Raw genomic sequence first — 12,194 nt, forward strand, 5'->3', positions numbered from 1 at the left:
GTCCCGCAGCACGCGGCCGACGCGACCGACGGACCGTCCGCGGCGGCCGCCTCCCCCGCGACCGGCGGCGCGCTCAGGTCGGGCGCGAAGGCCGCGTCCACGGTCAACGGCACAGGCGGCGGCGCCCCAAAGGCCGACGGCACGGGCGGCGGCGTGTCCACCGCCGACGCCACGTCCGCAGCCGGCGGCCCCTCCCCGGCCAAGGGCCCGGCCCGCTCCGGCAGCCCCTCCCCAGCCGGCGAGCCGTCCAGGACCGTCCCCGCCGTGCCCGGCCCCCGCGCCCGGTCCGGCGGGGACGGTCTGACCGTCAGCGTCTGCCGGGACCCCGCGGAGTTCGCCGGGCTCGCGCAGGAGTGGACGCGGCTGTACCAGCGGTGCGCGGCGGCCACACCGTTCCAGAGCCACGCCTGGCTGTCGTCCTGGTGGGAGTCGTACGGGGTGCCCGGCCGGCTGCGGGTGGTGCTGGTGCGCCGCGGCGACCGCCTGGTGGGGGCCGCGGCGCTGACGCGGGTCAACCGGCCGCTGCCCGCGCTCGTTCCGCTCGGCGGGGCGATCACCGACTACACCGACGTACTGCTCGCGGACGGCGACCGCGCGGCCGTCGCCGCCCTGGTCCGCGGGATCCGCCGGGCGGCGCGCGGCGCCGTGGTGGACCTGCGCGAGGTGCGGGCGGGCGCGGCGGCCGAGCAGGTCTACGCGGACTGGCCCGGCGCCAAGCGCCGGCTGTCCGGCTCGGTGTGCCTGGAGCTTCCGGGGCTGCCGATGGACGGCCTGATCGCGCGGCTCGGCAGTTCCCGCGGGCAGCGCATCCGCGCGGCGCTGCGCAAGCTCGACAGGGCCGGCGTCGAGGAACGCGACGTGCCGGCGCACGACGTGCCGTCCGCGGTGGCCACGCTGCTGCGGCTGCACCTGCTGCAGTGGCGCGGCCGCGGCGTCAACCCGGAGCACGAACGTCCGCGGTTCGCCGAGCATCTGGCGCGGGCGGGCGCGCGGATGGTCGCCGACGGGGACGCGGCCCTGACCGAGTTCCGGCTCGGCGGGGAGGTCGTCGCCGCCAACCTGACGGTGCTCTCGCCGCGGCTGGCCGGCGGCTATCTGTTCGGGGCGCACCCCGACCTGCGGGCCGCGAAGGTCGACGTCACGACGCTGCTGATGCGGCACGGCGTCCGGCAGGCGGCCGACGCGGACCGGGAGGTGCTGAGCCTGCTGCGCGGGGCCGAGCCGCACAAGTTCCACTGGCGTCCCGAACACCGCGCCAACCAGCGGCTCATGCTGTCCGGTCCCGCGGCGGCGCCCGCGCTGCTGGCCCGCTACGGCCTGGCCCGCGCGCGAGCCCTCGCGGCCCGCTCGTCGCGGCTGCGGCGGCTGCGCGGGGTGCTCAGCCGGACGTCGCGGGCTTCGGCCGGAGCGTGACGCACACCTCGCCGGACGCGTACCGCTGCCGCATCTCCGCGGTGAGCCGCATCGGCGTGCAGGTCTCGTCGCCACCGCCCGCCGTCGCGTCCGGCGAGGGCGCGGCGGCGGGCAGCGGGACCGGGACCGCGCGGGCCACCGACGCGGCGGGCTTCACCGGGACCGCGGGCTTCACGGAGGAGGCCGGTGGCGCGGTCGCGGTGGGCCGGGGCGTCGCCGGGGACGCGGTGGACGCCTTGCCCGGCGGCGCCGCGGGCAGCGCGCTCTTCTTGCCGTACAGCACGGCGCGGTAGACCCCGGACGCCCTCGGGTTGTCCCGGCACTGCCACACGCCGTGCGGGCAGTAGTCGCTGATCGTCTGGTAGAGCGGCTTGTGGGCGGCGATCCACGCCAGCATCAGGGACATGTAGTCGGGGTTGTCGCCGTTCTGGAACAGCCCCCACTCCGGGTAGGAGATGGCCTTCTTGTGGGCCGCGGCGAAGTCGACCTGCTCCTGCAGCCCGTACGGCTCGGAGACCTGCTCGGCGAAGCTCTCGCCGCCGGGCTGGTCGTAGGAGTCCATGCCGATCACGTCCACGGTGGCGTCGCCGGGGTAGCACTCGGTCCAGGCGATGGCGTCCTGGCCGCGGCTGGGTGCGAAGTCGAAGCGGAAGTGCTGGCCGGGCACGGCCCGCATGGCGGCGACGATCCGGTTCCAGTACGTCTTCCAGTCGGCCGGGTCGGGCGCGCAGCGGTGGCTGTAGGTGGTGCCGTTCATCTCCCACCCGAGCACGATCACCGTGTCGGGGACGCCGAGCGCGACGAGCCGCTGGGCGAGCCGGGTGAAGTGGACGTCGTCGGCGCCCTGCGCGCCCTCCTCGATGAGTGCGCGGACCTGGTCGTCGGACAGGTGGTCCTCGTTGCGCTCCTGCATGGGGACGTTGAGCACGAACATGCGGCCGGCCTCGGCGCGTTTCCACTGCGCCCAGGGCTCCAGCAGGTCGCCGCCCTCGATGGAGTCCCAGCTGTCGCCCGGCAGGTAGGTGTGGGCGACGCGGACGGGCGTGCCGCCCAGCCAGTTCTGCAGGCCCGCCAGGTTCGCCACGCCGTCCGCGCCGGAGTCGGTGAACGCGCCGAGCGGGGAGACCTCGGCTCCCGCGGCCGCGCGGACCAGCGCGTCGTCCGGCACGTCCGCGGCCCGGGCGCCGGGGGCGCCGCGGCCGGGGGTGCCGGCGCCGCGCGACACGCCGTCCGGCGTGGCCGCGGAGGAGCGGCCGGCCGACTCGCCGCCCAGGGCCGCCGTCGCCAGACCCGCCATCAGGAGGGCGGCGGTGACCACCCCGACACCCGCTCTCGCCATCCAGTGACGCCGGCCGGTCATGGGCACTCCTCATCGTCGGCAGCAGGCGCCCGGAGTCGCACCGCCTCCTGACGATCAGTCATAACGTACGGAAATCACATGCGCGCCCTCGAATGGTCCGAACGGGAATCCACCCCTCCGCCGTACCGGAATCCTCTCCCCGCTGACCACGGCACTTTCCCACGAACGGGCCTGTTCACCAACCGGCCAATACCGCGGCGACGTAAATCGCGGCATCACTCGGGCGGATGAATTTCCTTTCCCCGCTCACCGATTATCCGCCGTTTTTCGTCTTGCGGGGGAGAGGATGAGCCGCGCTCGGGACCCTTCATAGGGGCAGCGCGAGCACCGACCGACCAGACGAGAGGAGCCCGGGCATGGTGACCCGCAGAAGAGTGCTGACGACCGGCCTCACCACGGTCGCGGCCGTGTCCGGCACGGCAGCGGCGCTGCACCCGATGCTGGCCGCCGACGAGCCGTCGGCCCACGGCGGGAGCGCCGCGTCGGCGGACGCGGCGCTGGGCAACGCGGCCGGCGGCACCCCGCTGTTCGACGAGGTCTACCGCGGCCGGCGCATCCAGGGCTACAGCACCGCCGACGACGACCGCATCGCGCTCCTCGTCGACGGCCGGCCGCTGCACGTGATGCGGCGGGTCGACGGCAGCTGGATCAGCATGGCCAACCACTACCAGCCCTACACGACGCCGCTGGACACGGCCCGCGGCGCCGTCGACGTCATGCGGCACGCCGACCTGTCCGCCGCGCCCGTGCAGCTTTCGTTCCTCCACCACTGACGGGGAAAGAGGCCCGACCGTGTACACGCGCAGGAACCAGCGCAACCTGACGAGCAGCCAGCGCACCCAGTTCGTCCAGGCCGTCCTGGAGCTCAAGCGGGCCGGCAGCTACGACAAGTACGTCAGCCTGCACTCCCGGTACTTCGCCGCCGACGGCGAGACCGGGCTGCGGGTCGCCCACATGACCCCGACCTTCTTCCCCTGGCACCGGCAGTTCCTGCTGCACTTCGAACGGGAACTGCGGACGATCGAGCCGGACGTGACCATCCCCTACTGGGACTGGACCACCGACCGCTCGGCGACGTCCTCGCTGTGGGACCCGGACTTCATGGGCGGCAACGGCCGGGACAGCGACGGCCAGGTGATGACCGGCCCCTTCGCATACGGGACGGGCGACTGGCCGATCGTCTACGGCGTCACCAACGAGCGCTACCTCACGCGGAACATGGGCCGGCCCGACCGGCCGATCGTGCTGCCGACCAAGCAGGAACTGGACGGCGCGATCGCGATGGGCACCTACGACACCGCGCCGTGGAACTCCGCGCCGTCCACCCAGGCCTTCCGCAACAAGATCGAGGGCTGGACGGTCAGCGAGACCAAGGGCGGCTACCTGCACAACCGGGTCCACCAGTGGGTCGGCGGCCACATGATCGGCGGCGCCTCGCCGAACGACCCGGTCTTCTGGCTGCACCACGCCTTCATCGACCTGATCTGGGTGCGCTGGCAGCGCCGCCACCCGCACTCCGGCTACCTGCCGGACAAGCCGCTGAGTACCCACGACCCCGAGCGCGGCCGGGTCCTCAGCCTCGACGAGCCGATGCCGCCGTTCAACGTCAGGCCGTCGTCGGTGCTGGATCACCGGAAGTTCTATTCGTACGAGGAGTGACGACCGAGCTCCCGGAGTGGCCGGCCGAGGAACGAGGCCGTCCGCGGAGGGAGCGAGGAGGAACTCCGAGCAGCAAAAGGGGAGGAGTGACGACCGAGCTCCCGGAGTGGCCGGCCGAGGAACGAGGCCGTCCGCGGAGGGAGCGAGGAGGAACTCCGAGCAGCAAAAGGGGTGGAGTCACGACCGAGCTCCCGGAGTGGCCGGCCGAGGAACGAGGCCGTCCGCGGAGGGAGCGAGGAGGAACTCCGAGCAGCAAAAGGGGTGGAGTCACGACCGAGCTCCCTCGCCCGTACATACCCACGGCCTCCCGCTGCCCTGATGTGGGGTCAGGGAGCGGGAGGCCGTGGGGCGGGCCTGACTACCAGCTGCCACCGTCGTGGTTGCCGCCGTCGTCGCCGCCGGTCTCGTGCGTGGAGACGTTGGCGCACTGCTCACCGAACGCGGGGTTGAGCAGGCCGACCACGTCGACGGTGTCGCCGCAGACGTCGAGCGGGACGTGCACGGGCACCTGGACCAGGTCACCGGACACGACGCCCGGCGAACCCGCCGCGCCACCCTCGGCGCCTGCGTCGGCCGCCGCCACACCAGCGCCGCCGGCCAGCACGGCACCTGCGGCGGCGGCGAGGACCGCGGCCTTTGCGATACGCGACATCAAGATCTCCCTGAGACGAGAATCAGCCGCAGATCCTGCGGCTTTGACGCTCTGCGCAACGGCAGGAGATCACGCGTGGTCACGCAGGTTGAGCTGAACCGGTGACGGACCGGGCGCGCGTCCGGACCTCAGACCAGGGGTGTCGCGAAGACCGGCGCCACGCCGCTCACCGTCGGGGCGGACGGTGCCGGTGCGGAGGGATCCGCGGCCGCGGGCGTCGCCGGGGCGTGGGCGTCGGGGGCCGGGCGCGAGGTCAGGACGGAGTGGTGGGGGGCTTCGGCGGTGGCGGTGGCGGAGGTGGCGGTGAGCACGCCTCCGGTCACGCCGGCGACGAGCGCGGTGGCCACCACCGCGCCCGTGATCCGGGGGATACGCATGGGGACGGAATTCCCTTCGAGAGGAATGGGCCTACGCCACCCACGGTGGAAAAGCGCGTGTGGTGCCGCAACCGTTCCGTGCGTGCCCGCACGGCCGTCCTTCCGCTCGCCCCGCACCATTCCGCGGCGGGAACAGGGAACGGATCCGCTCACGTGTCCGAAAGGTGTTTACGCCGTTCGGGTACGCACGCGCGAGGGGAATTCCCCGAACGGGTTAATCCCGGTCCGGGCCGTCGCCCGCGGAGGTGATATCGGCGGCCCGAGTGCTTCCGCGCGGAATAGGGTCAGGACGTATGACCCAGACGAATGCCCCGTCCCCCTCGTCCCCCTCCGCCGCCTCCGCCGCCTCCGCCGCGGCACCGCTGCCGAGCCGCCTCGGCACCCTGATGGTGATCCCCTGGGCGGGTGCGCACGAGGAGGACGGCGCCGACATGCCGTTCCTGATGGCGTACGCGCTCGGGGACGGGGTCGGCGGGCCCGAGGGCACGCGGCAGGCGGTGCTGGAGGCGGCGCAGGAGATCGGCCTGCCCGTGGGCGGCGCGATCCTCGATGTGGCACGCACCCAACGCCCCCCGGTCAAGGTGCTGGTGGAGGCCGGCAAGGCGGTGCTGTCCATGCCCTACCTGCAGGCCACCTGCCCGGTGCCGGACCAGTGGACGGCGGCCGCCCGGGCCCGCGGCTCGGTCTATGTGATCCTGGCCAGCCGGCCCTGGCCCGCCGCGGCGCCCGGTGCGGCGCTGGGCGAGGAGGAACTGCGGGCCTTCGCGGGCGACGCGGAGGTGCTGCGTTCGGCGGCGCACGCCCTCGTCCCGATCGGCACCCTGCGGTAGCGCGGCCGCCCGTGCCGCGGGCACATGAGTGAGGGCGCCCCCGCGGGGGCGCCCTCAGTCGGTGCGGGGGGGTGCCGGGTCAGCTGTTGACGAGCTGGTTCCCGGCGCTGACCGCGTCGGATCCGGCCTGCACGGCCTTCTTCACCGCGCCGACCTTCTGCCCGACACCGGTCTGGTCGAGCACGCCCTTGGTGGCCGTGCCGGCCGAGGTGCCCGCGGCCGAGGCGGTCAGCGCGGTGCTGGTCAGCGTGCCTCCCAGGTCAGCGGCCTGGACGGCGGGTGCGGCGGCGGCCAGGAGGAAGGAACCGGCCGCGGCGGTGGTGAGGATTCGGCATACATTCATGATCTGCACAACGCCGTCCCCCCTCGCCAGGGCACGCGATCGCACCCCACCCGTCACCGTTCGTCCACCGGCTTCACCCGGACAGGTCGCGTGTCCCTGTAGCGCGGCCGTGACAACCAGCGCACAGGGAACGGAAGTTGGCCAGGCACTCTCGTTCCAGAGAAGCAAGCGCTTCGAGACCACGAGCTGTTCCTGGGGGGAACCCGCCATGTCCGCACCGTCGCGCCGCCGTACCTCAGCCGCCATCGCGCTCACCGCCGGCATCACCGCGGGCGCGGCCCTGCTGCTCACCGCCTGCGGACCGGACGACACCACCGGTGCCGGCCCTGCCTCGCCGAGCGTCACCACCAGCGGTGCTGCGGCGGGGGGCGGTTCGGGCAGCGGCTCCGGCAAGAACGGCGACGGCGGCTCCGTTCCGACGGCCGGTAGCGGCGCCAAGCCCGCGTCCTCCACGGCACCGGTGCTCAACGGCACCGGCCACAACGGCTTGACCGTCAGCGACGGTTCGCGGTACGTGGTGATGAACGGCACCCGCGTCGACTTCGGCACCGCGGTGCGCGACCTGGCCTGGTCGCCGGACGGACGCAAGGCCGCGTTCGTCGACGGCGACGGGGACCTGGCGGTCAGCAACCCCGACGGCAGCGGCCGCGTGATCGTCGCGAAGAACCCCGGCAACGCCAACTGGTCGCACCCCACCTGGCAGGTCCGCGCCACCGACACCCAGAACGGCCTGCCCGGCACGGACAACCTGTTCTTCGCGGTCCGTTCGGCGGACGGCGTCTCCCGGCTGTACGGCGTCCCGGCGACCGCGCACCGCGGCACACCCCAACCCCTCGGCCTGAACCGCGAGTCCGGTGAGGGGATCAAGCCGCTCCCGCAGACCGGCAACGCCTGGCCCAGCGCGGCCGGGAAGTACGGTTCCGCCGTCTACGCCAACTCCGGCACCGGCGAGGTCTACATCCGCGACGACTACCTGCGTCAGCAGGGCGCCGCGCTGACCTCCGGGTCCGAGCCCGCGATGTCGCCGGGCCAGGACCAGGACGTCGTGTTCGTCCGCTCGGTCGGCGGCCACGACCACCTGTTCCTGGAGCACTCCACCAACAGCGGCCCGCACGTCAGGGACCTGACCCCGAACGCCACCACCGACTACACCGAGCCGGCCTGGTCCCCGGACAGCCGCACGATCGCCGCCCGCACCCCGAACGGCATCGTGACGCTGCCCGCCGACGGCTCGCGGTCGCCGGTCCGGGTCTCCGGCTACCTGGGCCTGCCCGCCTACCGCGCCTGACGGCCGGTCCCGGCGTCCGCCCGGTCTCCCGGCTACCGCCCGGTACGCGCGAGTTCGGCCCGCAACTCCTCCAGGTGCGCGTCCGCGGTGTCGTGCGGCAGGAACTCGACGACGTCGACGAACCGGAACAGCACCTGGGTGGGCGTGATCCCGAACTCGTAGTCCGCGAAGCCGACCACCGCGCCCATCGCGCCGCGCACCGCACCCCGGACGACATGCTCGGTCATGGCGTCCGGGGTGCGCGCGTCCAGTCCGCGCCGGGCGTTGGGCCGGGCCAGGTACGGGCACACCATCGAGGCGTAGAGCATGCAGGCCCGGTGGCCGGGGCCCTCCAGCGTCGGCGCGAGGTTGCGGTACGGCCGCCCGGCCGCCAGCGCCTCGCCGATCGCCGCGCTCTCCGCGGCGCCCACCACCCGCCACACCGGGCCGCGCGGCATGAGCACGTCGCAGACCGAACACAGCCGCTGCCGGGCGCAGTCGGCGCTGCGCCCGTAGTCGGTCAGGGCGAACTGCGGCTGCTCGCCCTCCCACGGAGTGATCGCCGGCACGGGGTAGCCGCGCGCGTCACGCGGCCGGGCGCCGACGGCCGGCGGCATGGGGACGGAGTCGAAGCGCACCGCCCATGCCTATCAGGAGCGGCGCGCGCTCAGGAAGAACTCCCCCGCCGTTCCCGCCAGTCGGCGACCGCCCGCTCGACGTCGTAGGGCACGAGGTTCAGCGGCGGTCCCTCGGGCGGGGTGCGGACGGCCGCGGCGATCTTGACGTTGATCGCCTCCAGGATGCGCCGCACCTCGACCTCCGAACGCGCCTCCGCCGCCGCGGCCAGCGCGTCCTCGGCCTCCTTGCGGAGCACCAGGCTCGCCGGGAGGAAGGACAGGCCCTCCTGCCGCATCTTGTTCCTGATCCACCACATCTCGTCGTAGGGGGTGTTCAGGGACGGCAGCGGCTTGCCGGCGCCCGGCAGGTCGGCGAACGCGCCGCGCTCCTCCGCCTCGCGGATCTGCTTGTCCGCCCACGTCTCGAAGGACACTCCGGGCGGTTTGCGTTCGGTCATGTCGCACTCCTCGGGCTGGTGAGCGGGCGCGGGCCGTGCGCCTTCGAGCGTACGTCAGCGGCGCGCGGCCCCCTTCCCGGCCGGTCCTGCCCGTCCGGGCGGCACGGGCGGCGCGGCCGGCGCCGTCCAGAGCTCAGGGGTGGGGCTGCGCGCGGGCCACCAGCAGCGCCACGTCGTCCTCCGCCGCGGTCGGGGTGAGCAGATGCACCAGCCGCCCGAGCAGCGCCTCCAGCGGGCCCGTGTTCGGCAGCCGCAGGGCCGCCAGCCGTTCGAGCGAGGTGTCGATGTCCTCGGTGCGCCGCTCGACCAGGCCGTCGGTGTACAGCAGCAACGTGTGCCCCGGCGGCCACGGCACGTAGACCGTCTCGTACGCGCCGCACAGGTCCGCGCCCAACGGCGGCCCCGGCGGGACCGGCAGCAGGTCGACACGTCCGTCCGTGCCGATCACCGCGGGCGGCAGATGACCGGCGTTGGCGAACCAGGCGCAGCCGCGCACCGGGTCGGCCAGCCCGATCAGGCAGGTGCCGGGCCGCTCGGTCCCGGCCGCGGTGAGCAGCACGTCCAGGCGGCGCAGGATCCGGTCGGGGGTGCCCTCGCCGGGCACGCCGCCGTGTTCCCCGGCCACCACCCGCAGCATCGACCGGTACTGGCTCATCTCCACGGCCGCCTCCACGCCGTGCCCCATCACGTCGCCCATGGCCAGCAGCGTCAGCCCGCCGGGCAGCGCGAGGGTGTCGAACCAGTCGCCGCCGACCAGGTCGGTCGCGCCCGCGGGCAGATAGTGCGTGGCCACGTCGACACGCGGGTGCGGGGTGCCGGGCGCGGCCAGCAGGGCCCGCTGCAGCTCGACCGCGATGCCGTGCTCCCGGCTGTAGCGGCGGGCGTTGTCCAGGCTGATGGCCGCGCGGTCGGCCAGCGCGCGGGCCACCGAGGCGTCGTCGTCGGTGAACTCCCCCGACGCGCCCGCCCTGACCAGCGAGACCGTGCCGATCTGGCCGCCGCGGGCGGACAGCGGCACCACCATCGTCGAATGGAACCCCGCCGCCCGGTACGCGGCCAGCCGCTCGGGGTTGGGCGCGGACCGGCTCAGGCTCGCGTCGGAGCCGTGGTTGGACACCACCGGGCGCCCGGTCTCCAGGCAGCGGGGGATCGCCGCCGTGCGCTGGTAGTCGACGTACTCGCCGGGGCCGCCGAACTGCAGGACCTGCTCCCACAGCGCCGGGCGCGCGGCCATCGCGGCACGGCGCAGCCGCAGCATCCCGGCCGGCGCCGGACGGTGGCCGTCGCCGCTCAGCGACAGCACCTCCACGGTCGCGACGTCCGCGATCACCTCCACCAGCAGGTCGCACAGCTCCTGGCAGGTCTGCTCCATCTCCAGCGTCGAACCGATCCGCACGGCCGCCGCGTCCAGGAGCAGCAGCCGTTCCCGGGCCCGCTCCAGCTCCCGCTGGCCGGCACGGTCCTCGGTCACCTCCAGCACGATCCCGCCCAGGCCCCGCACCCGCCCGTCGCCGTCCGCCAGCCGGCTGTAGCTGCCGTGCCAGTAGCGCCGGGCGTGCGGCGACTCCGCGCGGGTCTGCCCGCTGGAGACCACCTCCCGGCAGCGGCCGTCGGCGAGCACCTGGCGCAGCACGTCCTCGCGGGCGTCCACGGCGGGCACGACCTCCGCGATGGTCCGGCCGATGTGCTCGGCCGGGGCGACGCCGTTCATCGCCGCCAGGGCCGGGTTGACGTACAGGTAGCGCAGCTCGGTGTCGAGCACGGCGACACCGGCCTGCGTACCGTCGAGCAGGGCACGCCACAGCCAGTCGCCCGGCGGTAGGTCGTGCATCGCCCTGCCCTCCTGTGCTCGGCGCGGCCCCGGTCCGGCCGTGGCCGCGCTCCCGGGTTCCACCCTGCCCGCCGGACGGCGGATCGGCGATTCAGGGGATGCCGCGCGAAGGGGTTCCGCCCGGGCCGCGCTCTTCCGGTCTCAGGGAGCTTCCGGGTCCTCCAGCACCTGGCTGATCCGGTCGCGCAGCGGCGTCCGCTCCAGCGCGGCCAGTGCCTCGTCGACCAGGCGGCTCAGCGGGTACGCCAGTTCGGCCTCGAACGCCCGGACCGCGGTGAGGGTGGCCGCCCACTCCCGCTCCAGCGCGGGCAGCAGTGCCTCGGCCTTCGCGGTCAGGCGCACGATACGGCGGCGGGCGTCGGCGCCGGCCTCCGTCACCACCAGGTCCTGGCGGACCATCTGGGCGACGGTCTGGCTCGCGGCGGAGTGCGTGACGCCGAGGGTGTCGGCGAGTTCGCGGATCGAGGCGGGGCCGCCCGCCGCGAGGGCACGCACGACAGGGGTGAAGCGGGGGCGGAAGCCGTCCGCCAGGCCGAGCCGGCGCTGGGTCGCGGCGACGTCGCCGTCCAGCGTTTCCAGGAGGTGGCGCAGCCGGGTTCCCAGCAGTTCGCTCATCCCCCGATTTTCCCCCGGCTCCTCCCTCTCCCTCTGCCCGAGGCCGGATCCCGGCTCCCGGCCTGCCCCGCTGGTGCGCCTTCCCGGCCTCCGCCGGTGGTGGGTTGCTCCCGCAGGGGGCACCTCCCGGACGAAGTCTGTGGGACCTCGCGCCCCTGTTGTCGCTTGCCGTTCGTCCGCACGTTGGGGGCAGTCCGGAAGCGTCTCCTCGGACTTGTGCGTGACCGTTCTCCCGAACGAACCGGGCGGGTGTGTGCACAAGTCCTTGCGGGGAGCGCTTCCTCCCCACCCCCTGGCAGTGACGAGTGCCGCAGGGGCAGGACCCCGGGTACCGCAGCACACAACATCACCGGCAGCCCGGGCCGGCCCCTCGGGTCGAGGAGGGGGAGGGAGCCAGGGGTAGGCCAGAGGGACGATTGAGCGCCCCTGCTGCGCCCGGCCAACCACTCCCGGTAGGCTTTCCGTGTGATCTTCAAGCGCATCGGTAACGGGCGGCCGTACCCGGACCACGGCCGGGTCAGCACGCGCGAGTGGGCGGACGTCGCCCCCCGTCCTGTGCGGCTCGACCAGTTGGTGACCACCAAGGGCGAGCTCGACCTGGAGACACTTCTGGCCGAGGATTCCACGTTCTACGGGGACCTCTTCGCCCATGTCGTGAAATGGCAGGGCGACCTCTATCTGGAGGACGGCCTGCACCGGGCGGTACGCGCGGCACTCCAGCAGCGTCAAGTGCTGCACGCCCGGGTCCTGGAGATGGACTGACAATCCGCTT

14 protein-coding genes are annotated in these 12,194 nt (G+C 74.0%); 6 read left to right on the forward strand and 8 right to left on the reverse strand.

The features are described 5' to 3' along the window. The first annotated feature begins 264 nt into the window (after positions 1-264). Positions 265-1,413 (forward strand): GNAT family N-acetyltransferase, encoded by a 1,149-nt coding sequence (locus tag K7862_RS08005; protein ID WP_222961801.1) that lies wholly within the window; start codon positions 265-267, stop codon positions 1,411-1,413. Here K7862_RS08005 and K7862_RS08010 read toward each other — a convergent pair. Further along, entirely contained in the window at positions 1,379-2,773 is a 1,395-nt protein-coding gene (locus K7862_RS08010) for a glycoside hydrolase family 26 protein (RefSeq protein WP_262412806.1), read from the reverse strand. The genes K7862_RS08005 and K7862_RS08010 overlap by 35 nt on opposite strands. 356 nt (positions 2,774-3,129) lie before the next feature. Here K7862_RS08010 and K7862_RS08015 point away from each other — a divergent pair, with 356 nt between their 5' ends. Beyond that, a complete protein-coding gene (locus K7862_RS08015) occupies positions 3,130-3,546 on the forward strand; it encodes a tyrosinase family oxidase copper chaperone (RefSeq protein ID WP_222961724.1) in 417 nt (138 codons plus the stop codon). Positions 3,547-3,565: 19 nt separating this feature from the next. Further along, positions 3,566-4,432 carry a tyrosinase family protein gene (locus K7862_RS08020; protein WP_222961725.1) on the forward strand — a complete coding sequence of 289 codons (867 nt, stop codon included), beginning with the start codon at positions 3,566-3,568 and terminating at the stop codon, positions 4,430-4,432. Between the two features lie 358 nt (positions 4,433-4,790). Here the strand turns inward: K7862_RS08020 and K7862_RS08025 are convergent, their stop codons facing one another. Together K7862_RS08025 and K7862_RS08030 are read right to left on the reverse strand one after the other, a co-directional pair. After that, the gene (locus K7862_RS08025; RefSeq protein WP_222961726.1) at positions 4,791-5,084 is read right to left on the reverse strand and encodes a chaplin; all 294 of its coding nucleotides are present in this window, start codon (positions 5,082-5,084) and stop codon (positions 4,791-4,793) included. Positions 5,085-5,212: 128 nt separating this feature from the next. Next, complete coding sequence (locus K7862_RS08030; RefSeq protein ID WP_222961808.1) at positions 5,213-5,461, reverse strand: hypothetical protein; 249 nt, start codon at positions 5,459-5,461, stop codon at positions 5,213-5,215. 293 nt (positions 5,462-5,754) lie between these two features. Here K7862_RS08030 and K7862_RS08035 point away from each other — a divergent pair, with 293 nt between their 5' ends. Further along, positions 5,755-6,291 carry a DUF5949 family protein gene (locus K7862_RS08035; RefSeq protein ID WP_222961727.1) on the forward strand — a complete coding sequence of 179 codons (537 nt, stop codon included), beginning with the start codon at positions 5,755-5,757 and terminating at the stop codon, positions 6,289-6,291. A 79-nt stretch (positions 6,292-6,370) separates the two neighbouring features. Here the strand turns inward: K7862_RS08035 and K7862_RS08040 are convergent, their stop codons facing one another. Further along, positions 6,371-6,634 (reverse strand): hypothetical protein, encoded by a 264-nt coding sequence (locus K7862_RS08040; RefSeq protein WP_222961728.1) that lies wholly within the window; start codon positions 6,632-6,634, stop codon positions 6,371-6,373. Between the two features lie 208 nt (positions 6,635-6,842). Between K7862_RS08040 and K7862_RS08045 the strand changes: the two genes are divergently transcribed. Then, entirely contained in the window at positions 6,843-7,922 is a 1,080-nt protein-coding gene (locus K7862_RS08045; RefSeq protein ID WP_222961729.1) for a TolB-like translocation protein, read from the forward strand. A 32-nt stretch (positions 7,923-7,954) separates the two neighbouring features. On the opposite strand, the gene K7862_RS08050 is transcribed toward K7862_RS08045, so the two are convergent. From K7862_RS08050 to K7862_RS08065, 4 genes are all read right to left on the reverse strand, one after another. Beyond that, entirely contained in the window at positions 7,955-8,539 is a 585-nt protein-coding gene (locus K7862_RS08050) for a hypothetical protein (RefSeq protein ID WP_308011896.1), read from the reverse strand. A gap of 29 nt (positions 8,540-8,568) precedes the next feature. Then, complete coding sequence (locus tag K7862_RS08055) at positions 8,569-8,976, reverse strand: DnaJ family domain-containing protein (RefSeq protein WP_222961730.1); 408 nt, start codon at positions 8,974-8,976, stop codon at positions 8,569-8,571. A gap of 133 nt (positions 8,977-9,109) precedes the next feature. Beyond that, the gene (locus K7862_RS08060) at positions 9,110-10,807 is read right to left on the reverse strand and encodes a SpoIIE family protein phosphatase (RefSeq protein ID WP_222961731.1); all 1,698 of its coding nucleotides are present in this window, start codon (positions 10,805-10,807) and stop codon (positions 9,110-9,112) included. A 141-nt stretch (positions 10,808-10,948) separates the two neighbouring features. Continuing rightward, entirely contained in the window at positions 10,949-11,422 is a 474-nt protein-coding gene (locus K7862_RS08065) for a MarR family winged helix-turn-helix transcriptional regulator (protein ID WP_222961732.1), read from the reverse strand. A 465-nt stretch (positions 11,423-11,887) separates the two neighbouring features. Between K7862_RS08065 and K7862_RS08070 the strand changes: the two genes are divergently transcribed. Then, entirely contained in the window at positions 11,888-12,184 is a 297-nt protein-coding gene (locus K7862_RS08070) for a type II toxin-antitoxin system VapB family antitoxin (RefSeq protein WP_222961733.1), read from the forward strand. Positions 12,185-12,194: the final 10 nt, after the last annotated feature.

The sequence above is a fragment of the Actinacidiphila acidipaludis genome, from assembly GCF_019890725.1.
GTDB lineage: Bacteria > Actinomycetota > Actinomycetes > Streptomycetales > Streptomycetaceae > Actinacidiphila > Actinacidiphila acidipaludis.

What these genes read in the sequence shown, in the direction of transcription:
- K7862_RS08010 (WP_262412806.1), bottom strand. Translation starts at nt 2,773, where the DNA reads ATGACCGGCCGGCGTCACTGGATGGCGAGAGCGGGTGTCGGGGTGGTC.
- K7862_RS08015 (WP_222961724.1), top strand. Translation starts at nt 3,130, where the DNA reads ATGGTGACCCGCAGAAGAGTGCTGACGACCGGCCTCACCACGGTCGCG.
- K7862_RS08025 (WP_222961726.1), bottom strand. Translation starts at nt 5,084, where the DNA reads ATGTCGCGTATCGCAAAGGCCGCGGTCCTCGCCGCCGCCGCAGGTGCC.
- K7862_RS08030 (WP_222961808.1), bottom strand. Translation starts at nt 5,461, where the DNA reads ATGCGTATCCCCCGGATCACGGGCGCGGTGGTGGCCACCGCGCTCGTC.
- K7862_RS08035 (WP_222961727.1), top strand. Translation starts at nt 5,755, where the DNA reads ATGACCCAGACGAATGCCCCGTCCCCCTCGTCCCCCTCCGCCGCCTCC.
- K7862_RS08040 (WP_222961728.1), bottom strand. Translation starts at nt 6,634, where the DNA reads ATGAATGTATGCCGAATCCTCACCACCGCCGCGGCCGGTTCCTTCCTC.
- K7862_RS08045 (WP_222961729.1), top strand. Translation starts at nt 6,843, where the DNA reads ATGTCCGCACCGTCGCGCCGCCGTACCTCAGCCGCCATCGCGCTCACC.
- K7862_RS08055 (WP_222961730.1), bottom strand. Translation starts at nt 8,976, where the DNA reads ATGACCGAACGCAAACCGCCCGGAGTGTCCTTCGAGACGTGGGCGGAC.
- K7862_RS08060 (WP_222961731.1), bottom strand. Translation starts at nt 10,807, where the DNA reads ATGCACGACCTACCGCCGGGCGACTGGCTGTGGCGTGCCCTGCTCGAC.
- K7862_RS08065 (WP_222961732.1), bottom strand. Translation starts at nt 11,422, where the DNA reads ATGAGCGAACTGCTGGGAACCCGGCTGCGCCACCTCCTGGAAACGCTG.